This is a genomic window from Candidatus Poribacteria bacterium (genome assembly GCA_026706025.1).
In the GTDB taxonomy this organism is placed as follows: Bacteria; Poribacteria; WGA-4E; order WGA-4E; family WGA-3G; genus WGA-3G.
The window spans coordinates 102527-127259 of the sequence record JAPOZO010000088.1; the positions used below are offsets into that span (position 1 = coordinate 102527).

Genomic DNA, 24733 nt, shown 5'->3' on the forward strand with positions numbered 1-24733 from the left:
ATAGAAATTAAGGGCGTTGAATGACGCTCCTCGAAAGTAACGCGTCACTTGCAAATTATCCTTGTATGTGTTACTATTAATAGCACGTAACTTAAAACCAAATAGCAAGAACACGGTTAAAGGAATAAAATATGAAACGGTTGACGCTGCTGCTATCACTCGTCATCAGTATTGGAATATTCTGCCAACACCTTTCCGCCCAAGAAAATGCGGACACGAGACGGATGACAGCCACGATAACAGGACGGATTATTTGGGATGGCCACGATCTGTCGCATGCGAATGTGTCCGTCTATCGGGATGAAAAACTACGGGAGTTGTACATCAGTGGGATTCCAAAACTCGGTGATGGGCAGTTTGAACTTAGCGTCGAACCCGGTCAATATTATCTCGCGGCTTATGTAGATGTTGACAAGTCAGGCAATTTCGATGCCGGGGACGGCTTCGGTATCTTCGGGATAACTCAGTGGGATGACGAGAAACAGAAGTATCAGATAATCAAAGTAAATCACAGAGAAACCATTCGGAGCATAGAGATCCCGATAATCGCGCGAGCAACACGGACTGATGGAAAATTTAACCTCGTTCCAGCATCCCGATATCGACCGACCGAACTCCAACAGTTCCAAGCCGATTTACGTGCAGCAACCTCTGGTTGTAGCGGGACCCTTAGCCTCGCACTTGACGAGGAAAACCCAACGCCTTTCGCGCTTGAAGGGCGTAAAGCCTTAATTCTCGCTTATACAGATTTATCTTGGAAATATCGTGCAGGGATTACCACTGTGTCGGATTCAGGGGCATGGATACTCAATTTGCCGCCGGGCAAATACTATCTAATGGCGATTGTCGATAACAATAAGACGAATAAACTCGATGCCGGAGATGACTTCGGGTTTTATGGTGTCGCAAACATGCGCAAACGCGGGGAATTCCCTGAACCCGTATTGATTTCACCCAACAAACTCATCACAGATATTGGCATAACAATTAGTGCTACTTATCAACAACAGAAAAAGACATCCCAGGAAAATTCAAGTATACTCACAGGTAAAGTATCGCTCCCTGAAGGGACATCTGCGCGCATAGAGGTGTACGCTGAATCTACTTTAGTCACCCCTATCGCGAGCGGCGAAACCGCTATCGACGGCACATTTCATATAGCCCTGCCACCTGGTGAATATTATGTTATCGTTAACTTAGATGCCAATAAAGATGGCAGATATAGTGAAGGCGACGGTTTGGGCGGCTATGGAACCGTGGATATCACAACGCAGCCCCCGGTACCGATCACACTCAGTGCGGGTGAAAATCGGAAGATTGATCTCCTTATAAGCGCGCACTACGATGCAAACGGACACCTCCACGCGACACCGCCCGGCATTGAAACGCATATTGAACAGGGCATTATCGCAGGGCGCATTACATGGGATGGCTATCCGATTCAACAAGGTATTTTAACGCTTTCGTATGCCCCTGACTTCCGAGCACCCATCGCGATGCCGATTACAGTTGCTGGAGATGGTAACTATCAAGTTAATGCCCTACCGGGCACCTATTATGTCATGGCAGTAATGGATGCAAACAACGATGGCAAAACAGGCATCACTGATGGTGTTGGGATATATGGCACGCGCCACCCGGTGCGCGGTGAGCCTGCCCCCGTCAATGTCTTTCCTGGGCAGATAACATCTCATATCAACATTGAAATCCTCGCAAGTTACATTGATAAAGATGGGAATATGGCAGAGATTGAGGATGGCGGACGCTGGGAAATCAAAAGACGCTTCGGTGAACCCGAAGATGTCTTTAGCATTACCCGCAACGGACGTGTAAATGAGGAGTGGAAATATTGGACAAAAGGCATCGGTTTCCTCTGGGAAGCAAACGGTGTCGGTTGGGAACTTGGAGACATAGAAGAATTCACGCCTAAGGCAGGCGTTGCCGCAAAGATAGAGGAAAATAGGAGAGCAGCACCTGAACCCAGAGACCTCACCACTACGGAACAGCAGGACCCGCCACAAACTGAACAATTTCCCGGCGTTATCTACTTGACTTATGACAATATCATCTGGGGGATTTCGCCCGATGGTATGAGTGTCCCATTCGACACTGGACACAGCCCGACAGTCGCAAACGACGGGACACTTACCTACCAAGACCCAGACGGGAACGTTATCATCCGAAGCCCCGATATACCCGATGGGAGTTTGCTGCTTGATAGACGCGAGATGGCAAAGGATGTGGCAATCTCGCCGGACGCACAATATGTCGCTTATACACGCCCGGATGTTGGCAATCGGAGTCGGGTTGTTATGCGGCACATTCCGAGTGGATCCGAATATGTTGTTCCATCAACTGCGTTGAAAAGTTTCACACCTGCTTGGAATAGCGATGGTAGCATGCTCGCGTATGTCACAGCGGGAACAATCGAAAATCCGGATGACATCGCTTCAAACGCTGAGAAACGGAGACGAAATATCTACGCATTTGATCAAGTGAAAACGAGTGTAGAACCGATTGTAGTGTCCCCAGCAGATGATACGCAACCGGCTTGGTCGCCTGCCGATCCAAATCGGTTGGCATTCACACGCACGGACGGCAATCATCAGCAAATTTGGCTCATCACCTACGCAGGCGACGGCGTGCCGACAGAACGACAGTTAACCCAGAAAGGCGGCTCTCATCCGGTCTGGATTCCGCCTGAAGGACATTGGATTTTATATGAAAACAACGGTCAACTCTGGAGAATTAACACGGAAAGCCCAATAACCACCGAAGCACCGCTGATGCACAACGGTCAGATCATTTTTGGACATGAACCTGCCATTTTAGGGGGCGATGTCCAAACTAATACTAAACGTGAGGAATGATGAAAAAATCTTACACCCAATTAACTCACATTGTCCGATTTTCTATACTGATAATATCCCTTATTGCGGTCAACGCTGCCACTGCACAGTGGCTCTTGATACCGATGGAACAGGGGAAGCAGACCAACCACCTGAAAGCCTACGGCTTGACGTACTGGGCACTGCAAGTGCCACGTGAGTACCGATGCTACTGGTGGTTGAACTACCGCGGTGGTGCGTTCGTTCTCCCAGATTCACAAGATGTGCGCGTCCGTGCTGTCCTAATGGGTGTCCGTTTTGAACCGATGAGCGATGCCGACTATACCAGCATTAAGCAATCTGTTCTTGAAGGCAGCAATATGGACGAGATTCTCTTAGAAAAAGCACCGAAAATCGCCGTATATGCGCCATCAGAGGCATCTCCGTATCGAGATCCGTGGGACGATGCCGTCAAAATTGCGCTGGATTATGCTCAGATCCCCTATGACGAAATCTGGGATAAAGAGGTACAAAGCGGCGTTCTACAGGCAAAAGGCTACGACTGGCTCCACTTACACCACGAGGATTTCACCGGTCAGCACGGTAAGTTTCACGCCTCGTTTTCGACGCAAGTCTGGTATCAGCAACGGACACTGATGTTTGAGCAGGCGGCAGCGGAAGCCGGATTTCAAAGGGTCGCCCAACATAAGGGACAAACCGCCCAAATGATAGCAGACTATATCGCTAACGGTGGATTTATCTTCGCCATGTGCTCTGCACCCGAAACACTCGACATTGCGCTGGCGACACGTGGCGGATCAATTGACATCGTAGCACCTGAACTCGATGGAACACCGATTGCCGGGGATGCTGAAGCGCGACTCGACTTTCAGCGTACCTTGGCATTTGAGAATTTCAGCCTCCATACGAATCCGTATCGATACGAATTTTCGGACATAGACAATCCGAACCCTGATAGAGACGCACAGAGTGGCGTTGAAGATTTCAAACTTTTTGAATTCGCGGCAAAGCACGATCCAATCCCAACAATGCTCACGCAAAACCATGTTAGCGTTGTGCCGGGCTATCTCGGTCAGACGACCTCGTTTAATATGGACAAGATTCGGGGGTCTATCACGATTCTCGGACAGGTAGAAGGCACGAACTATGCGAAATATATCCACGGTAAATTAGGGAAAGGCACCTTTACATTTCTCGGTGGACACGACCCAGAGGATTATCGCCACCTTGTCGGCGAAGGGGCAATCCCGACGAACCTCGATTTGCATAAACATTCACCCGGATATAGGCTCATCTTGAATAACATCCTATTTCCAGCCGCTCGTAAGAAACCGCAGAAAACGTGAATACTTATAAACATATCGCCCTTACAGGGCTAAAGAGGGTTGGTGGCACGCGTATCTTTTGAAAGGTTTTTCATAGCGGAGGTCAGGTGAATAATGGAAGAATCACGCATAGAAAAAAATGATGCAACGGCGAAGGCAGAATCGCCTGAAGTAGAGGAAAAAAAAAGAAAGCGTCAACAGCAGAAGGATGTATGGGATACGGGTGCATATTAGAACTGCTACTATATCTATTAGTAGGACTTTTCAGCTGCTGAAGCTTAACAACTTTTAACGACAAAGTTGACAGGTTTACAAACGCTTATGAAAATTACACTCGCAACGTGCAACCTGAATCAATGGAGCCTCGATTTTGAGGGCAATACGGCGCGTATTATTGAATCTATTGAGATCGCAAAAGCGAGTGGTGCGCGGTATCGGTTGGGACCGGAACTGGAAATCACAGGCTACTCTTGTGAAGATCATTTTCTGGAACTTGACACGCTGCGGCATAGCTGGGAATCGCTTGCGGGTATCCTCAAAGGTGGGCATACTGACGGCATCCTGTGCGATATTGGGATGCCTGTCATGTACAAAAATGTCCGTTATAACTGCCGGGTCTTCGTGTTAGATGGCAAGTTGTTGTTAATCCGTCCAAAGATGGTCCTGGCGAGCGATGGCAATTACCGGGAGCACCGCTGGTTTGTGGCATGGGAGCGGGGTTGGACAACCGAGCCGTACACACTGCCACGCGAGATTACCGAACTGACTGGGCAACGGCAGGTACCCATCGGTATCGCAGCGATAGCGACTGCGGATACGCTTTTGGCAGCTGAAACCTGCGAAGAACTCTTTGTGCCGATGAGTCCACATATCCATTTCGGTAACGCTGGTGTCGAGATTATCGCAAACGGTTCCGGTTCTCACCATGAGTTACGAAAACTCGATACACGTATCGCGCTGATTCGGAACGCGAGTGCCAAAAACGGGGGTATCTATCTCTACGCGAACCAACAAGGATGTGACGGGGGTAGACTCTATTTCGATGGCTGCGCACTGATTGCCCAAAACGGTGAGATTTTGGCGCAAGGCTCCCAATTCTCACTCAAGGATGTAGAGGTCGTCACGGCCACGGTAAATCTTCACGATGTTCGCACCTATCGAGGGGCGAAGGCGAGTCGTGCTGTGCAAGCGAGTAAAACCGAGCAACTTCCACAGATAGACATTGATTTTGATATGGAAATAGAAGGCGGGAAGGGTGCTCAATCTTCCAATATTCTCTTCCAATCTTCTCTTCCAATCGAGCCACATACGCACGAACCGGAAGAAGAGATCGCTTTGGGGCCCGCCTGCTGGCTCTGGGATTACCTACGCAGATCTGGTGCAGAGGGTTATTTTATCCCACTCTCTGGCGGCGCAGACAGCGGTGCCGTTGCGACACTCGTCGGTTCAATGTGCCAGTTGGTAGCAAAAGCGATACGTGAAAAAGATAGAGCCGTCATCAACGACATCAACCGTTGGCTTGCCGACGGTGAAACACCCGATGTTTTCGCAGACCCGGGTGCCCTCGCCAATCGTCTGTTGTATACATGCTATATTGGTACAGAGAATAGTTCGCGCGAGACCCGGAAACGCGCAAAACAACTCGCGGCGCAGATTGGCGCACATCATCTCGACATCAATATGGATGGACTTGTGAACGCGCTGCAATCACTCTTTACGCGTATTACCCAGAAAAAACCGAGATTCAAGGTTGAAGGGGGTACCCATCAGGAAAATCAGGCACTACAGAACATACAAGCAAGGCTACGGATGGTGCTGAGTTACCTATTCGCGCAGATGATGCCGTGGGTCAGGAACCGTGAAGGCACACTTCTCGTTTTAGGCACCGGTAACGTTGACGAAGCCCTGCGCGGTTACCTCACAAAATACGATTGCAGCAGCGGGGACATCAATCCGATCGGTGGGATAAGCAAACACGATCTGCGGCGTTTCCTAAAATGGGCGGAACATCATCTCGGTTATACCGCGCTCGCTGAGATTGTAGAGGCACCGCCAACAGCAGAACTCGAACCAATCACCGAAACTTATACGCAAACCGATGAAGACGACATGGGAATGACTTATGCCGAATTGAGTCGATTTGGGCAGCTTCGGAAAATGGAGCAGTGTGGCCCCGTGAGTATGTTTGAAAAATTAGTTCAGGAGTGGGATCATCTACCGCCGCGCGAGGTCGCCGAAAAGGTAAAACGCTTCTTTAAATATTACGCCATCAATCGCCATAAAATGACGACGCTAACCCCCGCCTACCACGCTGAATCTTATTCGCCGGACGACAACCGATTTGACCTACGGCAGTTCCTCTATAACACGCGCTGGACGTGGCAATTCCGGCATATTGATACCTGCGTCAGAAAATTGGAGGCGCAGGCGTGATGCACCCAATTTTAAAAAACACAATCTTTATCTTCACCGCCATGTTCACTTTCAACACCGCGTCCGGCGCGCCCAATGTACCCGTAAACTTTGACGGATGGGTTACCGATGCACTTGCGAAGTTGGAAACCGACGGTATCACAGGCGGATTCCATCGGCAGACCGCACCACTCTCGAGAGCAGAGGTCGCACAAATTATACGACAGGCCGAATCGCGAATACGCGCAAGGCGCGTCATTCCATCAGAGATAGATCGGAAACTCCTTGAAAAGTTGAAACGAGCGTTTCATAGAGAACTCACAGATAGCGATGGAAGGCGAATAGACTTTCTTCCGCAACTCCGTGCGACAGAAAAAAAAATAGCACCAGCACTTGCGGCAGCTTTTCACTGGACAACAGGGACGTTTAAACCACGGTCAGCACCGCGCTTAGCACTTTATTCTCAATTTGAAGCGCATAACTTTGAGAGTCCCCCGCTTGACGGAAAGACAGCAGGACAACGGCTTGAACGGTGGCGTGGCGAGTACACTATGGACTTCAAAAGGAGTTATTTACAGGTAAATGGTGAACATCTTAACCTGCTTGTCGGCAGGGATTGGACTTTCTGGGGGGCGAGTCGGTATAAAACGGTAGGGATCTCGGATAACTCACCTCCGTTTGACCAAGTTCGACTGACGGGTACACTTGGAAAACGACTCAAAGCGACAGCTTTCACGACACAACTGGATTCAACATGGTATGACGATGGCACAAAACGCTATCTGGCGAAACGCTATCTGAGTGGACACCGACTCGACTATCAATACAACGATCGCGTCGAAATCGGTGTCGCCGAGTGGGTGCTTTACGGCGGCGATGCGCAAACGCTCGAGTGGAAGTATGCGAACCCTTTCACCTTCTACTACGCGCTACAATATAACGCAAAAGCCGATGATAATGTTATGTTTGCCTTCGATGCGGCGATCCGTCCTATTGACGGCGTGCGCCTCTATGCGGAATGGGTTATCGACGATATCCAATATGAATCTGATTCCAACGATCCACACGCAGTCGCATGGATTTTGGGCTTGACGTGGTATCCACAACATCTCGATCGCCAACTCGGAATCCATAGCGAATACGCCCGGGTCAATCGATGGGCGTACACACATCTCGATCCTGATAACCAGTTCACACACTTCGGCTATGCAATTGGACATCCCATCAGTAACGATTCAGATACATTGCGACTTTCGGCATCCTATCAATTGACTGTCTCCGCGGCGGCGGAGGTTCGCGCAGGGCTAACCCGTCAAGGTGAAGGCAGCATCGCCGACCGGTTTTATGGTGAAGATTACGATTCACTTCCGTTTCCTACGGGTATCGTCGCACGAACAACGGAGATCGGCGGGCGGTTTTCCTATCGTCCATTAGATACGTGGAATCTATTTCTCTCCTACGCATGGCACCACACGCGAAATAGTGAACACCGTAAAGGGAAAATAAGTCAAAGACACAAACTCATGTTCCAGTTGGGTTATTACCTATAGTTATCGGTTATGTATCATTGCTCCTATATCCGCACCTCCTACGGAACTAATCAATGATTCGGAAACGCACACTCATCTTTGTTACCGCAGCAATCGCTTTGTTCCTTGTGTTCAGTGGTATCATTAACCCTCACATGGATCTGCGACTGCTCGCGCTGACACCGAAGATTCTTAAATACAAGCCACTGATCCAGAAATATGCCGTTAAAGAGAATTTGGACCCGCGGCTCATCTGTGCACTGATTGTCCAAGAATCCGGGTTCAACGAAAAAGCGCAAAGTGCTGTGGGCGCACAAGGTTTGACACAACTGATGCCTAAAACAGCAAAAGAACTCGGCGTTGAAGACCCATTAGATGCGGAGCAGAGCATCGCTGGTGCAGCACGGCACCTACATACACTCTATCATGCGTTTATAGAAAGTCAACAGGATCATCAACACCGACTGGTATTAGCAAGTTATAACGCCGGTCTCGGCCGCGTTCGCGACGCACAAGCCCTTGCCCGGCATCAACAAAAGGCGAATCCGTTGTTATGGAAACCCGTGCGTAAAGCACTCGGTCAACTAACTGAGCAACATGCATCTATACATAAACAGGTGTGGGGAAGCGAAGCACCTCCCCACGGGTATTTTGAAGGATTTAATGAGACATCAAACTACGTAAAACGCGTGATGCATTATTATGGTAGGCTCTGTTTTTACGGAGAAGTGTTATTTTTCTTATGACGGAAGATTTCATCTAACTGTTCTGAGCGGTAGGCGAAAATCTTCTCTATATCCGGACGCACGAACAATTTATTAATAAGCCCATCTCCCCAAACCGCATATTCAACCGAATCGCCAACAACGACCCCGTTTTCTGTCTCATCAAAGGTATGTGTATGCCGCCAGAGTCGGTAAGGACCGCGGCGTTGTTCGTCAACAAACCCATAAGGTGGATTCCATTCCGTAATCTCGCTCTGCCAACGGAGTGGAATCCCGCGGAGTTTCAACCGATAATCAATACGCGTTCCGACGAACATATCAATCGGTGCTGGGGTTAGAATTTCCAAGTGCATCGACGACGGCGTGATCTCAGCGAGGTTATGCGCATTAGAAAAGAATTCAAAAACTTCTGTAATCGGTCGTTCAAGCGTCCGTTGTGATTCAAAAAGAAATGTTTTCATTTTTTTCCTCCTGGCTTTGTGTATTATAGTAAAGTCCGCAAATAATTTAACACGCCACGATAGTATTACCCGCTCGTAGGGGCTGGGTCACCCAGTCCCTACGGTCCGCGTGTTCAAATAATTATGGGCTTCACTATAAAGTGCTGGATATTCGGATTTAGCCATATTTTCAATTGAACGATAAACAAAAGAATGTTTATTACATGCAATCCACAATTCGGAAACGGATCCAATCTTCGCTCCCTCTGTTATTGAAAGTCGGCTCATGTGCATTACCTCTCAAATGACTGTTATTTGATAATCATAACGCTCGTTTCTACTGTGGGATTCATTTTCAGTGCTCGTGGTAGTACCGTCAAAAAGCAGTATCATGTGGGTTGGCACGAAACTTGCTTTTTTTTATAGACACAACAATAATTTTACAAGGGAGACCCCTCACATGAAAAGCAAAAGTTTGGTTTTCGGCTTCTCGTTTGTGCTTTTGGGTGCTATGATTTTGTCTATGGTGTATGTTCAAGGTGCTATTTCGCATTGGGACGTTAAAAAGACAACGATTGTTACAGAAACGTGTTGGCTTATCGGCTATCCCTCTCGCACAAAATGCAACGTGGCACAGTTTAAAGAAGTTGTGTTTGAGGAGACAAACGCGTACCACATAGCACTTTTAGGTCCAAACAACCAGATTGTCATAGACCACAAGCCCGGCCATGCGGGTCACGCGCAAGTGTCGGAGCGGACAAAGCACAAGCAGCGCTCAAAACTTGTCTACGATAATTGTGGTGAGTGTAATTAACTAAACAGGGTAGGGGCTGGTGTCCTGCACCAGTCTCTTACCTGTCCCTTATGACGTGATAGGAGGGTGACAGTGAAAGCGAAAATTTTGATATGCGTATTTTTTGCGTTGCTGGTGGGGTTCTGCGTGTATATTGAAGTAAATACGCGGAAGTTTGTTGACAGCCTGCCCGTAGCTCCTACAAGTAAAGATAAACCGCAATCAGTACAACCGCGCCAAGGTGCGTCAGAAATTCCTAAGTCTGTGTTAGTGTCGGAGTCGGTATCTAAAAAAAACGAACAGGACACGCCGGCGGATAGCGAAGATATATCAGTGTTACCTGCTTGGTGGGACGACGAGGAATCAGATTTGCGCAAGAAAAGTAGCGATCCGTTCTCTGATTTTATCGCAGAACAAGGCGCAAAGGAACGTGGCACTTTGATTGTTGAGGGTATGGCGGGGGAGGAATTGTGGAATGCAGAATTGAACCAAATGATAGAACAGTTTGGTGATATACCAGAAGTTCACACGATTATGAAGTATACCCGAATGTTCGCTCACGATTTACCTTTCCCTCTTGAAAATCAGATTGAATTCCAAGAGGCACTTAATACGATATATCCCTCTGCGAGAAACAGACGGACGTTAGATTTCCTAAAATGGCAATACTCTCGCGGTAACATAGGCGAGATTACGGACGGGGATATTGCGGAGTTGCGTGCTATGGGTATCAGCGTAAAACAAGAATTGACAGAAACAGGATTCCGCACGACTATATCAACAGAGTAAATTTTAACAGATTTTAGCACTGGGAGTTAAGTTTTTTCTATTTTCGACATAGATCCGCTGACAATTGGGGGAATTTGCGGAATGGGTGATTCGGTGTTAGGTAGCAATTTTAGAAAAAACGCATCATAGCATCGTAGGTGTTTTGCTTTGGTGTTTCCCTTAGGTAGAGCAGAGTTGAGAAAAGCAATACGGATAACCCAAGCACATTTCAGCACCCTAAACCGTAATATCAGTCAAGAAAATAGCGAAACCCAACGGAGACCTACTATCAGTTATCCTCACCTTCAGAGGTATGTTCAAGCTGCGCGAGTCGTTTGTCTAAAGCCTGTTGCTGCTGTCCCAAACGCAAGACATACAGCATGAAGACCAACCATATCACAATATAGGCAGCGGCGAGATATTTGAGGCGGGTCCTCTGCCCTTTTTCGAGTATCTCAATAGAACTTATCACCGCCTGCTCCACGACCTCTTCATCCACTGGAACCTCGGACTGTGAGATTGCTTCTGAAACAGCCGCTGAAACCTTGTCAGATGTTATATCAACTGGCACTTGGGTCGCAAAGATGAATAACACCAAAACCACCACAAAACTTGCTAAAATCAATATTTTCATCCAGATGTCTCCTCAAGGTATTTCTGTTGTAATCTCTCATAGCGGGCTTCTGTCTTTTTCATTCGGTACCGGATGATTAGCAAGAATGTAAAGAGCATAATCAGTGCAAGCAGTGCTACCATCCATGTATACCGCATTGTCGCCTCAAGACTCCATTTTGTCCCACGGTCCGGATGTAATCCGCCTTGCCAGATATCTACGGCGTAATAGACAATCGGGACATCCAGATAAGCGATAATTCCGAGTACTGCGGAATAGACACCGCGCTTGTCGCCTTCTAAAGCGGAGCGGAGAATAAAATAACCGATGTACATAAGCCAGAGCACAAGCGTGCTCGTGAGGCGAGCCTCCCAATTCCACCATGTGTTCCATGCATACCGCGCCCAGATGGGTCCTGACAGCAACGCGACCGTGCAAAAGATAACACCGAGTTCCGCCGCCGCAACAGCCAGCAGATCGTCGTTCGGTCTCCGTTGGATAAGGTACTTGATACTAAAAACACAGTTGACACCAAATGCCACAAAAACGGTGAGTGCCGCTGAGACATGGTAATAGAAGATCTTTTGGACCTCAAGCATTGTGCCTTCAGTGCGCGCGTAACCGAAGATAAGATAGAGCGAGATGAAGATGAGGATGGCAGTGATAGCGGCTATTATTTTTGTACTTAGATTTCCCACAATGCGCTCCCTGTTAGAATTTCGGGACCATCGGAAAGGACCGCTACCGTGTGTTCAAAGAGAGCGGATAAGGAACCGTCTACAGTTGTAATCGTCCATCCGTCTGGCGACATCTGTACATCAGGTAACCCAATATTCACCATAGTTTCAATAGCGAGTACCATTCCGGGTCTGAGGCGCAACCCGCGTCCGGCAACACCCACACACGGAACCTCCGGTGCTTCGTGTAGGTTTCGTCCGATCCCGTGCCCAGCAAAACTCTGGAGTACAGAGAACCCATGCGATTCCGCCCCATTCTGTAATTTGAAAGAGATATCCCCAATCCGGTTCCCCGGTTTCGCTTCAGCGATCGCATCGTAGAGCGAACTTCGCGTCGCGTCAAGCAACCGTTCAGCTGAGACTGAGATGTCTCCAACAGGGAAAGTGTACGCGTTATCGCCGTGATAGCCGTCAATGCTGACAGCGGTATCAATCCCGATAATGTCACCTTCTTTCAACACTTGGCTTTCGGCTGGAATCCCGTGGATGACAACATCGTTAATCGAGGTACATATCGTGGCAGGATAGGGGTTGTGTTCCGGTAACTGATAGCCTAAGAAGGAAGATGTAGCATTGACTTCGGCAATTGTATCACGTGAAATGCGTTCCAAGTCGGCGGTGGATACACCCGGAGCAATTGCCTCTCCAATGCGCTTAAGTACAGTCGCAGCCGCTTTACCGCTCCGTTTCATCTTCTCAATTTCGAGTCTGTTTTTGATCCTAAGTTTATCCATCAGACGATCTGTCCAATCAAGGTATGCGCTGTTGTACTGTCAATGCGAACGTTGACAACCTCACCGATTTTACTATCTACTTTGGGAAATACTGTCGTTTTGAAACCGTCTGTTTTTCCGTAATATTTATCTGCTTCCCGACGCGATTCGCCTTCCACAAGCACAGCGACAGTATCACCGACTGCAGCCGTGTTGATTTCCGCAGAAATCTGCTCCTGAAGTTCAATAATCTGTTTGAGGCGTTCTCCCTTTTCTGTCTCCGGCACATCATCGGGTAGCGCTTTGTGGGCAAGTGTCCCTTCACGTTCAGAATACTTGAACATGAACGCCGAATCGTACCGGATGTCCGTCATCATCTGATACGTCTCCATAAATTCTGCTTCGGTTTCGCCACAGAAACCGACGATAACATCGGTGGAGAGGGCAATATCAGGGATGCGTTCGCGGAGTTTTGAGACGAGCACCCGATACTCTCCCGCTGTGTAGGTACGCCGCATCCGCTCAAGTACCGGCGTAGATCCAGATTGCAGCGGGAGGTGTAAATGTTTACAAACAGTTGGAGAACTCGCCATCGCGTCAATCATACGCTCCGTCGCATCTGCCGGATGTGGCGAGGTAAAGCGCACGCGTTCTAAGCCGTTGACTTCGCCGACAGCATAGAGCAGATCCCCAAAATCGGAGCCGTTGTCGCGATAGGAGTTAACCGTCTGACCGAGTAAGACGACCTCTTTGAAACCTTGGTCAACCAATTTTTCGACATCTTCAACGAGAAGTTTCAATGGCAGACTCCGCTCCCTACCACGGACAAAAGGAACGATGCAGAAGGTGCACATCTTATCGCAGCCTCGCTGAATCGTGAGCCATGCCCGGATCCCTTCTTTTCGGATGGGTGCGATGTCGGCGTAATCCTCGCTTTTGTCCAAGCGTAATCCGAGGAACGGATCTCGGTCTTTCAGGGAGACGTGCGCCTCCACACCACCTGTCAACGAATCCAGCGCGATGGGTAGATTCCGATAGGCATCCGGTCCCATCACGAGATCAACGTAGGGTGCAGCGTCCAAGAGTCGGTCGCGGAGATGTTGCGCCATACAACCGCAGACCCCGATAATGAGTTCTGGCTGCCGACGTTTGCGGTGGTTGAGATGCTTAAGCCGATTAATAACCTTCGTTTCCGCGTTTTCCCGTATCGCACAAGTATTGACGAGAACGACATCGGCATCGTCGATATGCGTCACGGTCCGGTGTCCACTTTGCGTTAAGATACCTGCCATCAGTTCGCTGTCACTGACGTTCATCTGACAGCCATAAGTTTCGATGTAGACCCGGCGCGCGTGTGCATGCTGAGGCGTGTCAGTAGATGTCCCGCCTTGCGATTTTTGCGGCGGTGGATGCGGGATGTCTTTATTATTATAAAGTGGAAAAAGCGTTTCGTTTTTCATCATGACATGTTCATATAATCTTGGTGGTATCCCCATAAATCTACAATGAAGAGATCGCCAATGTATGCAAGCACACGATATTTTAACGTGTGCGTTGTCCGTGTGTTTATTGTAAAAGGTGCCGTCTGTGCGAAGAGGTGCCCGAAAGAAGCATCCGCCGCGAGAAATGTTGTGTCGCCGTTTGACGGATGCGGAAAGATAGCGACCCCGACGGCTTCCTGCTCAGCAGCCGTAAGTCCGCAGAGCGTACCCCACGCCGATATATTGTTATTTACCTCTGACTCGCCGATCCGTCCGTCTGCATTAGCGGCTTTCCGGTACTCCATCTCAGCAGTGAGACAACCGAGGCCTATATCTCCCGTAAATTCAAGCGAGTGACTCGGTGCGTGTAATGAGAACTCCATATCCAAGACTTGCACTTCGGTCTGACGTGGATGAACTTCTGTCGTGCAAGTTTCTATCAGGTACGGTTCTGCCGAATCTTTCCAGGTCGTGACAATAGAAAATCGCGCTGAATCTGCCGCCGTGTCGCGCGTAATTTCATCGTGACCCAGCTGCCCGTCATTGACGGTTCCGCGAGTGAAACAGATTCCCGGCGGATGCTGATGCCCGATATTCGTGTCGCCCGTTACCACTTGCCCGTTGGGCGCATAGAACGGATGCAGATATGGCGGACGTGCCACCCCGCCACCATGGTAGCAAGTAAGTATCGGCGCACCGTCTTCTGTAATGGATAATTCTTTTTCGTTAAATTCGTATAACATAAATGCTATGCGTAAATTATACCACGCATCTCACTATAATGCAAACGCGATTTAGGGGTTATCAGCAGAGGCACTCAATTGTCCATTTTTTGATCGAATTTTCACCCCCAGGTCCGGTAGGTTCGGTTTTGCGGTGTACTCACCTGCCCCCCTGATAAGGGGGGATAAAGGGGGTGTTTTTGCTGGGGTGTTTCTTGCGATCTGCATTCCTAACCGAACCGGATACTTAAAAAAAGACGTGAAATCCAATAACTTCTAAAACTTGAATGGCTCTGGGGTTATCAGTTTTCAGTTTTCAGTTAAAAAGAGGTCTGATTAACCAAGGTATCTCTTAATGGCTCTGACCCACGCCTGATTAGGTTGCTATTTGTCCGCAAAATAAGGTATAATTTATGTATAGTAAAACGATTCAAAAGGAGACTTTTATATATGCCACCTATTATCGGAATTACATTTTCATCCGAGAGTATAAGGGGTACTTCTAAGAACTATATCCACGCCATTGAAGAGTTCGGCGGCATACCCCGCAAACTGTATCCCGATGTGCCAGATTCTGAATACGCTGATATTGACGGACTTTTACTAACAGGGGGTCCCGATATTGACCCGGCCTATTATGGTGAAGAGAGGCATGAAACTACAGACATTAACGCAGCTCGCGACGAGCTGGAGTTACCACTATACAAGTGGGCTATAGAGAAAGATCTCCCCGTTTTCGGAATCTGCCGCGGTATCCAGATTATGAATGTTGCAATAGGAGGCAGCCTGTACCAAGATATTCCTTCACAGTTTACATGCCGTTTGACCCATAAGATACTGGTAAATTCGGACGACTCTTGGCATAGTATTAATAAGATTCAACCAGGCAGTCTACTAAACCAAATTACAGGTGAGAGCATCACCGAAGTTAATTCAAGACATCATCAAGCCTTAAAAGTAATTGGCAAAGGGTTTACCGTAACTGCACAATCAAAAGATGGCATCATTGAAGCAATAGAAGATAGATCAAAACGGTTTGTGCTTGGCGTGCAATACCATCCAGAGCGGATGACCCAGACCGCTGAATTCCGTGAACACAGACGTAAACTATTTGAGGCGTTTATTAAGGCTGCCTCTCGATAACACCATAAGTCCATTTAGGGGATTTCACAAATCTATAAACATGCCGTCCCTACAGGACTTAGGCGCATTTAGTATCGTAGGTTGGGTAGAACGGATGCCATCAAATCCGTAAAGGTTACAGAAAGATGAGGCACCTCTATACACGCTAATCAAACAAAATACCCAGTGAAACCCAACACTTTCATCGTAAAGCCTGAAGTTGGGTTTCACTATGTTTTTGAGGATATACGGTAGTACATTAGATTCGACGTATCTTTGAAACAGTGATACTCACATCTCAGTTCCCTTCTACCTAACCTACGGGACCATGTAAATCCTAAATTGACACCTATGGGTCTTTTACCGCTCTACTCAACCTACGTATATTACAAGATTTAGAAATTAGCGACCAAAGAGAACCGGTGTGTCAATCCGAGAACACCGAAGGGGACGAGTGCGTAATCGACTTGAAATCGCAGAACCTTCAATCCGAAACCGCCTCTGAGTCCAGAAATCGCACCTAAATCGTTGCCGCCGATCCTGTAATTATAGCCAGAGCGGAGTTGCAAGATATTGCCGATCGTGTAGCCTGCCCCGACCGCAAGAGAAATATCGTTGTCGGCGGGACGGATAACGTCTGTCGTTAGGACAAGTGCCTCACCCCAGAGTCTGTATGCTGCACCCAGCCTGAAGGTAACAGGTAAACCGAACGCCTCTTCAATAAACGTCACACGCGGTCCGAGGTGCTGCGCGTTGAACCCCAACGAAAGCGGTATATCAGAAAAAGTGTATAACCCACCGAGATCAAAGGCGATACCGGTCCCCGTTTCGTCAGCAATCTCCTCGCGTAAGAATTTCGCGTTCGCACCGAAGGCGATGGAACTGCTGATATTACGCGCATACGAAAAGATCATCGCGAGATCGTAAGGACGGAAAACTGTCGTCTCGTTTCCCTCCCTATCGCGCCCCTGTAATTCGCCAAAAGACAAGAAACTTGCACTGGCACCGAGGGTGCCGATATTCCCCAATGGCAGCGCAACCCCGACAAACTCATGATTGATGCCAGCAAACCATTCGTTGTGCATGAGTGCAAGTTGTGGTTCTTGAAGTTTCGCCAGACCCGCTGGATTCCAATAAGAGGCGTACAGATCATCGGTCGCAGCGACTTGGGATTCGCCCATCCCGATTGCTTTCGCGCCGACCCCGATTTTAAGGAACGTCATGGCGCGGGTGCCAGCGTTTTCGTGGATGTCGGTGTTATCTGCTATGACGGGTCCACATGCGAAAATGAGAACTGTAATGCAGGTGTATGTAAAAAATCTGTTCATAAGTATTTCCATCTAATTTTCTAAATGTTTTATCTTTCAGTTTGGCCGTTTGAGGGGACATCCTGCATCACAGGAATAACATAACTCCGAATTGATACACTATCAATGACTTCCGTTTCAACTCGCGGTTCAGGGGTCTGCCGGTGATCAAACACGACATAGTATCCCACTGTTGCTCCTTCCGACTTAAGATACGCCGCAAGCTGCGTTTTACCTACTTGATAACGGTTGTTCCCTCTCCAAATTTTTGTTTCAACGACATACTTTCTCCCATTGTGGGTGATAAGGATGTCCATTCTGCCGCGTCCCGTTGGCACCTCGATGTGCATAAGACCGCCGATCCGTTTAACGAACGCATCAAGGTAGGCGAGCAAAAGGTGCCGTCCTACCGACTCCTGGGGGGTCTCTGGCACTTGCAGGATTCTGAATCCTGCGCGTCCAATGAAGTCTTGGAAGTTATCAAGTAACGCTTTCATTTCAATCTGTCCTGTAGATGTGAGATAATCCCGCAACTCATCACTGGTGTTTTCTGAAAAGTATTCCTGCTCCAATCCATTTACGACTGGCTTGAATGCCCTCATAATCCGATAGAGATAAATCGGATTGAGGATATCACACATACCGTCAACCCCCTCTTTGATGACACCATAGGTAGCGAGTTCACTGATAATGTCATCATCCAAGTTGAAATCTACACCTTCATCGCGTGCCATAATTTGCATCAGAACGCTCTCAAAACGTGGATCTCTGCGGATATTTGTTGTCAACTGATCAATGTTGGTATTCCGTTCCCGCAGCAGCTGTGTATGTGCCGTTGTGAAGTGCGTCATCGTAATCGATTCAGCCTTCGGGATATCCATCTCTTCGGTAAGGATCTGCGCGAACCGGTTGACAAGCACGGGCTGTCCTGCAGTCTGTTTATAAATGGATTCAACGACTTCGGGGACAAACGCTTGCCCAATTTCGTCTGTATATTGTCCCAGCAGTCCTTGTATCTGTTCAAGGGTAAAGTTCGGCAGGCGAAACTCGTCTTGAATATTGAACGGGGAAACAGACCTATCGTAGTTGAGTTGCGTGATACTTTTAACCCCGATGATGCCAACACTGTGTGGACACCGAGGTTCATCAGATAAGTAAACGTGGCGGAGTGTATACAGAAAATCGCTTACAACGGTTTGTGGGATACCATCAAACTCATCGATAACAACAACAACTCTCTTATGCTCAAGAAAACCCAATAATTCCTGAAAAAAAATCATCAGTGAGAATTCATCGGTTAGCTGCGTTTCCTCCAAAAATTGTATCAGTGATGTTGGGGGAATTTTCCCGCGTTGTTGAAAAACGGTCTTTATTTCCCGCTGTATCATATAGTAGAGTCGTTGATAAAAAGTGGCAGGGGCGGTGTTGCGCACTATTTGAAAATCCAATTGTATAGGAAAGTAGGCTGTATCTTGCGTCGTGAGTGCCTCCAGTGCCAATCGAAAAAAGGTAGTTTTGCCGGTTTGCCGCGGCGCGAAGAGGACAATGTAACGTCCATCTTTGACGCGGTCGATAAAATCGGCAATCTCATCGGTCCGAGAGACGACATAATGTTTATTGGGGTATACGCGACCTTGGGTGCCAAAACGTCTCATTTCTTATTCCAATTGATGGCTAAACCCCTGCAGGATTAACAACCTCAATTCCTTCATCAGTATAGCGTTGAAAGTCTGTTACATTGAAAGTTAGGATATGCTTTACATTATGAGCAATCATTGACGCAGCCAACCGTGCATCGTGAACCTGAACACCGGACACATCATACTTTACGACGAGTTGTCTCCACACTGGATAGACTGTGAACGAATCGGGTAACAAAGGGAAAAGCTTTTCCAAATCTTGCAATAAGTCATCTGCTTCAACTGTTGTTTGTCCAAAACCGTTTCGATCAGTGGGTCGAGTAGATACGTTCCAGAATTCCGCAAAATTTTGTGACGTAGTTCGTAGTTGGTGTTCATTTGCCAACAATTCACGGATAGCAGCCCGAACAATTGGGGAACGTGGATCAGCGGGGAATGAAAATCCCAACAAAACATTGGTGTCAGTCAGATAAATCATAACTATGGATGATCTTCGTATATACCTTCGCGACTCATCGCATAGTCTGATAATGGTGGAAAATCAGGACCGACATATTTCATAAATTTTTTTCCCAATTCATCTGCTAATGCCTCAAATTCCTCAAGAGATAACTGCGCATTGTTAACTGTTGATACCTTCTTAGCATTGTCAAGGACTTCTAAATGTAAATTATTATTATTATTCGGATAACTATAAACCGTAACCGTCATCTGTTTCATCTCCTTTTTATGACGCATTCGCGTCCGTTTCTGTCTCATCCTTCTGCGATTTTTCACGTATTTCCCGATCTTGATCTTGAATAAGGAAGTCTACTTTCTGTAAAATTTTTTCTTGAATATTACGCGGGTATTGACTTATGCGACTCTCCAGAAAGTCAGTATGCCTCCGTATCCTATGCTCAAATACGGGTTCAGTCAGAATTACGGGTTTTCGAGTGCCAGTGGCAATGCTGTTGACATCCTCCTGTAACTTTTTAGTGGCCTCCGCTATCTCAAAAAGCGGTGGTCTACCAATGTGTGAGAACCCCTCGTTCTCGCTAAAATCGAGATGAAATGTGCGTTCATGCTCGCGATCCACTACGTCTTTATATTTAACGGTAATCTCCAATGGTATTTGCTTGAGTTCATCATATTTATCCATTACATTGACCAAAAACTGTTCAATCTTCCGTCCGGGTTCAAAGTAAGCGATTCCGCCCTTGAGAAAACCGATCTTCTCAAATGGTATGTCAAGACAGGGTATAGAAGAAGGTTTTGTTCCGAACCGTAGATTCCGGGCTGCGCCTGTCCCTATATTTTCTACACAGATCATGACGAGACTAACGTATGCTTCATGGCACCGGAGTGATATTGCAATTTCAGGCGTGTTATTGGCTTTTAGCAGCCGCCATGTCAGATAAACGTAAATACCTGTGATACCAACAAGCACAACGGTGGCAACCCCTATTATCACGCCACTATTTGCGTTTAACCACTCTATGATCCCCATAATTTTCTCCTTATGTATATTTTAACCCAATCTTGGTAATTTGGCAACAAAAAGCCCCATCTACATCAGAGCGATTCAGTTTTAAAAATTTACTCCATATATGGATATACTTTCTTCTGTAGGAGCGAGCTGTGCTCGCGATCTTACGGAAAAAACGTTAACTTATGTAAATGAAAATCGAAATCAGAATCGAAAACTGAATCTTCCTGCCATCTACATTCAGCAGTGTTCAGTTTTCCTTGAAACTGTCTGAATCCCGGCTTATAGTAAAATCCGAAAATAATTTAACACTTGTAGTCTAAACTTTTAGTTTGGGTTTCCTTGTAGCATAGGCTGTTAGCCTGTGGCATATAACTTCAGAGTTCACACGACGATACGAGTGTATAAGTAATTACGGAATCTACTATAAACAAAAATTAACGCCGAATACAGGTATGGTATTCGACGCTGCTTATGAAATTTATAGGACTCATGTCGTTTTTGATTGAAAACAGTCTCTTTACAAAATTTGACTATTTAGAATCAACGATAACCTATCAGATTATATTCATCCAGATAGATGAAACTTTTAATTTTTTTCACGGTGTTTCCCAATGCTTGTCCGTTTTCTGGTATCTATGATGGACCAAATAGAAAAACTGATGCCTATTACACCAAGAATTGAACCTGTGATGATAACTGCTGCAGTCATTTGATTAATCCTCATCCGACAATTCATAGGTTCGTAGTAGGGCAAGTCTGCGGCGTACGCGAAGAAACACCCAAGCAAAAACCCCAAATGCGACGTGCATTATTGCCCGTTATTGACTTGTGGACGTGCGATAAATCGCACTACTACGAACCTGCCCTCAAATTCAAAGTTGAAAGACTACTATTATCTTTACGGAAATTCTCCCAACTTCTGCCATCAGAATCAATCGTTCATAAATAATAGCATATTTTACAGAGAGAATCAAGAAAGTATAGGTTACGGCACGCCGAGCAGGTTCTTCTACTACTGTAACGCTGGCAAATTCTCAACAATATCCACCGTCTCCAGACTGACAGTAATCACCTTGCCGATGAGTTTGACGACATACTGCGGATCGTCTGCACGGTTTGGATCGTTCACAATACCGCTGCGTTTGTCTATTTTAACACAATATTGATTAATTATCCACTCCAACGCGGAACGGGTGCCGAGTCGGTAATCAAACGCTTTTTCGGGGATGCCATCAAGTGTCAAGAAATCGTTGTATACAATCTGCGTTTTGTCTTTGGAGAGTTTCATTTTCTCGACGCGCCAATCGAGGGGTGTGTCTGGGTTCTGGACGAACTTGAGTTTATCATATTCGGGTTGGGATTCGTAGCTGACGTGGAGGTCTGCTAACCGTTCGCCTGCTTTTGCGAATCCCCAGAAGTCGTTGGCAAAGGGGATGTGTGGCAGATCACGTTTGAGGTTTGCCTCGTATTTTCCGCTATACGCCGGATGATGCAGGAGTCCGTAGTTATAGTGAAAGATGTCCCATTTGGTGATAGTATTGTCCTTGTAGCGGGTTCGGAATTCTGCCAATGCCCAATCGGTGATGTTCTCGCGGCGGTTTGCGCTGTCTTCGTCATAGATATAGAATGGGAAACATTGAGAGCCACCCTGTGGCAATTGATCTGCAAGCCGATTGACCATTAATCCAAACATTGGCCATTCTTTTCCGACCTTAAGCCATATAACTCGATTTTCTATTTCGGTTTCGAGTACAGGAAAAATAGAAGGAAAGACGTATACACGTTCAGTCATCATTCGGTCAAAGTAAAGGTTAGATTTCGTGAATGGACGATAAAGAGATGTCCGTATTTGCTCAGGCGAAAAATCAGCGACCTGTCCACTTTTCAATTTCAGTTTCAAGCCTGAACTCCAACCGATTTTTTCATCATCAGAAACCACAAAATCATCAACCTCAGCATCTTGATTTTCCCGCCGTTCCCACTTGAATACCTGTTCGTTGTAGGTCTCAATCATCCCCCTCATGTTTTCAGTGAGAGCGTCTTGATTGAAGTTGTAAGCCCAAGCATCACGATTGGTTTTTACACCACTGCTATAAGTTTTGAAAATCACATCTATTACTTCACCTCTTGTTGCTTTTGTCTCTTTAGTCCCCATTGGAATGAAGGTATCAAACTCGGTGTGAAACCCGTCTGTGAGCCATGTCTGGCGTGCATCTGGTTGAATCGTTTGCCACTGAATATCGCCAGCGTGTTGAGACTCATTTAGAAAACTGAATTTCTGTTTTTTGTCCCACAAATCGTCGGTCCGGTAGTAGAAGATACAGGGGGATTCTGATGAGTTCCCATCTTTCTTGACAAATAGGTTGATACTCACACCGACACGAATTCCGAATACATTGGCATCGGAGACCTTTAACCCCTTCCTTGCATTCCCACCCAAATCCAAAATATAAATCGCGGCGCAATCTTCAGCGAGGTGTTTCCGCATGCCGTCAAACGCTATACCGTCGAGGAAACTGTTGTTTGTCACAAAGGCTACAATACCCTCTTTCTCTATTCTGTCCAATGCCCATCGAATTGCTTTGACGTACGAATCTGAGAGGGCATTTTTGTTCGTTGCCTTTGAATCATGCGAATAGGTTTCCCGCACCCGTTTATCCATTGTTTTATATTTCCGGTTCTTATTGTTATCGTTCTCGTTGACCTGTCCGACATTGTAGGGTGGATTACCGATGACGACAAACATCGGCGACTTCTTTTGCTTCTCAACCCGCTCTGTATTGTCGGCGGTGAATAGCTGCATCTGGCGGTCTTCTGCCATCTCAAATGTATCCACCAAGCACAAGCCTTCGTAAGGGACGTACCGGTTCGTTGCCGTGTAAAACGTATGCTCAATATTGAGACTGGCGATGTAGTAAGGTAGGAGCATCACCTCGTTGCACTGGAGTTCTGGCGGGTCGGCGGTGTATTTTCGCTCTAATGCGATAGGGTCAAGTGCTTGCATGATACGGACGATAAAGTTGCCAGTCCCAACAAACGGGTCGATGATATTCACACCGGTATCAGAGAGGGAACGGTCAAACTCGGTCTGTAGAATATGCGCGACGCTTTTCACCATGAAATCGACGATCGGTTGCGGTGTGTAGACGATGCCGTGCGTATCTGCCACCTTGACGGAGAAGCCTTGAAAAAATTGCTCGTAGACGGTGTTGAGGAACCCCTGTTTCTGTGAGAAATCGGTGATAGTGGCGGCAGTCTGCTCGATTGCAACGTAGAAGGGGTCCAAACTCTGGAGGAACTGGTTGCGGTCGAATGTCTGTGAGGTGAGCGCGTCGATGACGTTCTCAATTTCGCGGGCGATGATATTGCGGCGTGTAAAATCGCGGTTGTTGAAAACGGTGCGGAAGATGCGTTCCGTCAACAGGTGCTGGATGAGCATCTCCTCTACAGCGGCGATGGAGAGGTTCGGATTGATTGAAGTTTGGCACTGTTCATGGAAACTGATAAATGCTTTCTGAAATCGCGGGTTGTTTTGGCGTTCGGTTTCGATTAACGCTGTCAATTTTTCACCGAGTTCAGGGACGGTCTCCTTGAACTCAGAGACGGCGGTATGCCACGCCGAGATGTTCTCTTCCTGATACGCGAAGAAGCTCTGGAGAACGTTGACGAGGTTTCTCGGTTCGGTGATGTCTAAGTCCAGTTGCAGCTGCCCGTGTTGATAAAGCAGCGCGTGTGTCGGGGACTGGAAGACGATATTTTTGGAAGGGTAGCCCGCGGCGAATTTCTTATCCGTTTCGACGTAAAGATCATCCTGTGTATCTTTTGCTTCCCAATAGCCATAAGGCAGCCCGAAGGTATCAACGACTTCGCCATCGGGTGTTATCCGTCTGTTCTCCGGTGTGTAATGTGTCTTTTCACAAACGAGGATGAGGTCTGCCTGTCGGCAGTAGTGTTGGAGGAGACTCTGGAATGCCGTTCGGACTGCGCCTTCATGTGCTGCGCCGATGCTGTCGTATTCTTGGAGCTCGGCATAGTAATTTTTGATGGATTTGTGGGTGGGTTTGATGTTGAGATGGGGCATAGCAT

20 protein-coding genes are annotated in these 24733 nt (G+C 47.3%); 8 read left to right on the forward strand and 12 right to left on the reverse strand.

Annotated elements, in window-relative coordinates:
* Positions 1–131 precede the first annotated feature (131 nt).
* From OXH00_22645 to OXH00_22665, 5 genes are all read left to right on the forward strand, one after another.
* A complete protein-coding gene (locus tag OXH00_22645) occupies positions 132–2870 on the forward strand; it encodes a hypothetical protein (protein MCY3743822.1) in 2739 nt (912 codons plus the stop codon).
* Complete coding sequence (locus OXH00_22650; protein ID MCY3743823.1) at positions 2870–4195, forward strand: asparagine synthetase B; 1326 nt, start codon at positions 2870–2872, stop codon at positions 4193–4195. Before OXH00_22645 ends, OXH00_22650 begins: the two co-directional genes overlap by 1 nt.
* Before the next feature lie 300 nt (positions 4196–4495).
* Positions 4496–6607: an NAD(+) synthase gene (gene nadE, locus OXH00_22655; GenBank protein MCY3743824.1), complete on the forward strand. Its 2112-nt coding sequence runs from the start codon at positions 4496–4498 to the stop codon at positions 6605–6607.
* Positions 6607–8136 (forward strand): hypothetical protein, encoded by a 1530-nt coding sequence (locus OXH00_22660; GenBank protein ID MCY3743825.1) that lies wholly within the window; start codon positions 6607–6609, stop codon positions 8134–8136. The genes nadE and OXH00_22660 overlap by 1 nt, the downstream gene beginning before the upstream one ends.
* Before the next feature lie 134 nt (positions 8137–8270).
* Positions 8271–8861: a transglycosylase SLT domain-containing protein gene (locus OXH00_22665; GenBank protein ID MCY3743826.1), complete on the forward strand. Its 591-nt coding sequence runs from the start codon at positions 8271–8273 to the stop codon at positions 8859–8861.
* Here OXH00_22665 and OXH00_22670 read toward each other — a convergent pair.
* A complete protein-coding gene (locus tag OXH00_22670) occupies positions 8834–9301 on the reverse strand; it encodes an SRPBCC family protein (GenBank protein ID MCY3743827.1) in 468 nt (155 codons plus the stop codon). The genes OXH00_22665 and OXH00_22670 overlap by 28 nt on opposite strands.
* Before the next feature lie 439 nt (positions 9302–9740).
* On the opposite strand from OXH00_22670, the gene OXH00_22675 reads away from it, so the two are divergent.
* A complete protein-coding gene (locus tag OXH00_22675; protein MCY3743828.1) occupies positions 9741–10094 on the forward strand; it encodes a hypothetical protein in 354 nt (117 codons plus the stop codon).
* 72 nt (positions 10095–10166) lie between these two features.
* Entirely contained in the window at positions 10167–10862 is a 696-nt protein-coding gene (locus OXH00_22680) for a hypothetical protein (protein ID MCY3743829.1), read from the forward strand.
* 268 nt (positions 10863–11130) lie between these two features.
* Here OXH00_22680 and OXH00_22685 read toward each other — a convergent pair whose 3' ends face one another.
* Genes OXH00_22685 through OXH00_22705 form a run of 5 tightly spaced genes read right to left on the reverse strand, consistent with a single transcriptional unit; the run spans position 11131 to position 15128 of the window.
* Positions 11131–11475 carry a CcmD family protein gene (locus OXH00_22685; protein ID MCY3743830.1) on the reverse strand — a complete coding sequence of 115 codons (345 nt, stop codon included), beginning with the start codon at positions 11473–11475 and terminating at the stop codon, positions 11131–11133.
* Entirely contained in the window at positions 11472–12152 is a 681-nt protein-coding gene (ccsA, locus tag OXH00_22690) for a cytochrome c biogenesis protein CcsA (protein MCY3743831.1), read from the reverse strand. Before ccsA ends, OXH00_22685 begins: the two co-directional genes overlap by 4 nt.
* The gene (gene map / locus OXH00_22695; GenBank protein ID MCY3743832.1) at positions 12140–12925 is read right to left on the reverse strand and encodes a type I methionyl aminopeptidase; all 786 of its coding nucleotides are present in this window, start codon (positions 12923–12925) and stop codon (positions 12140–12142) included. Before map ends, ccsA begins: the two co-directional genes overlap by 13 nt.
* Complete coding sequence (gene miaB / locus OXH00_22700) at positions 12925–14367, reverse strand: tRNA (N6-isopentenyl adenosine(37)-C2)-methylthiotransferase MiaB (GenBank protein ID MCY3743833.1); 1443 nt, start codon at positions 14365–14367, stop codon at positions 12925–12927. The genes map and miaB overlap by 1 nt, the downstream gene beginning before the upstream one ends.
* Positions 14364–15128 (reverse strand): PmoA family protein, encoded by a 765-nt coding sequence (locus tag OXH00_22705; protein ID MCY3743834.1) that lies wholly within the window; start codon positions 15126–15128, stop codon positions 14364–14366. The genes miaB and OXH00_22705 overlap by 4 nt, the downstream gene beginning before the upstream one ends.
* 429 nt (positions 15129–15557) lie before the next feature.
* On the opposite strand from OXH00_22705, the gene OXH00_22710 reads away from it, so the two are divergent.
* Entirely contained in the window at positions 15558–16250 is a 693-nt protein-coding gene (locus tag OXH00_22710) for a gamma-glutamyl-gamma-aminobutyrate hydrolase family protein (protein MCY3743835.1), read from the forward strand.
* 374 nt (positions 16251–16624) lie between these two features.
* Here the strand turns inward: OXH00_22710 and OXH00_22715 are convergent, their stop codons facing one another.
* From OXH00_22715 to OXH00_22740, 6 genes are all read right to left on the reverse strand, one after another.
* Positions 16625–17557 (reverse strand): PorV/PorQ family protein, encoded by a 933-nt coding sequence (locus OXH00_22715; protein MCY3743836.1) that lies wholly within the window; start codon positions 17555–17557, stop codon positions 16625–16627.
* Positions 17558–17586: 29 nt separating this feature from the next.
* Positions 17587–19191: an AAA-like domain-containing protein gene (locus OXH00_22720; protein MCY3743837.1), complete on the reverse strand. Its 1605-nt coding sequence runs from the start codon at positions 19189–19191 to the stop codon at positions 17587–17589.
* 19 nt (positions 19192–19210) lie between these two features.
* A complete protein-coding gene (locus tag OXH00_22725; GenBank protein ID MCY3743838.1) occupies positions 19211–19654 on the reverse strand; it encodes a type II toxin-antitoxin system VapC family toxin in 444 nt (147 codons plus the stop codon).
* A 2-nt stretch (positions 19655–19656) separates the two neighbouring features.
* Positions 19657–19887, reverse strand: coding sequence for a hypothetical protein (locus OXH00_22730; protein ID MCY3743839.1), 231 nt, complete (start codon positions 19885–19887; stop codon positions 19657–19659).
* A 16-nt stretch (positions 19888–19903) separates the two neighbouring features.
* Positions 19904–20665: a hypothetical protein gene (locus OXH00_22735; GenBank protein ID MCY3743840.1), complete on the reverse strand. Its 762-nt coding sequence runs from the start codon at positions 20663–20665 to the stop codon at positions 19904–19906.
* 994 nt (positions 20666–21659) lie between these two features.
* On the reverse strand, positions 21660–24728 hold the full coding sequence (locus OXH00_22740; GenBank protein ID MCY3743841.1) for an N-6 DNA methylase: 3069 nt from the start codon (positions 24726–24728) through the stop codon (positions 21660–21662).
* Positions 24729–24733 lie beyond the last annotated feature (5 nt).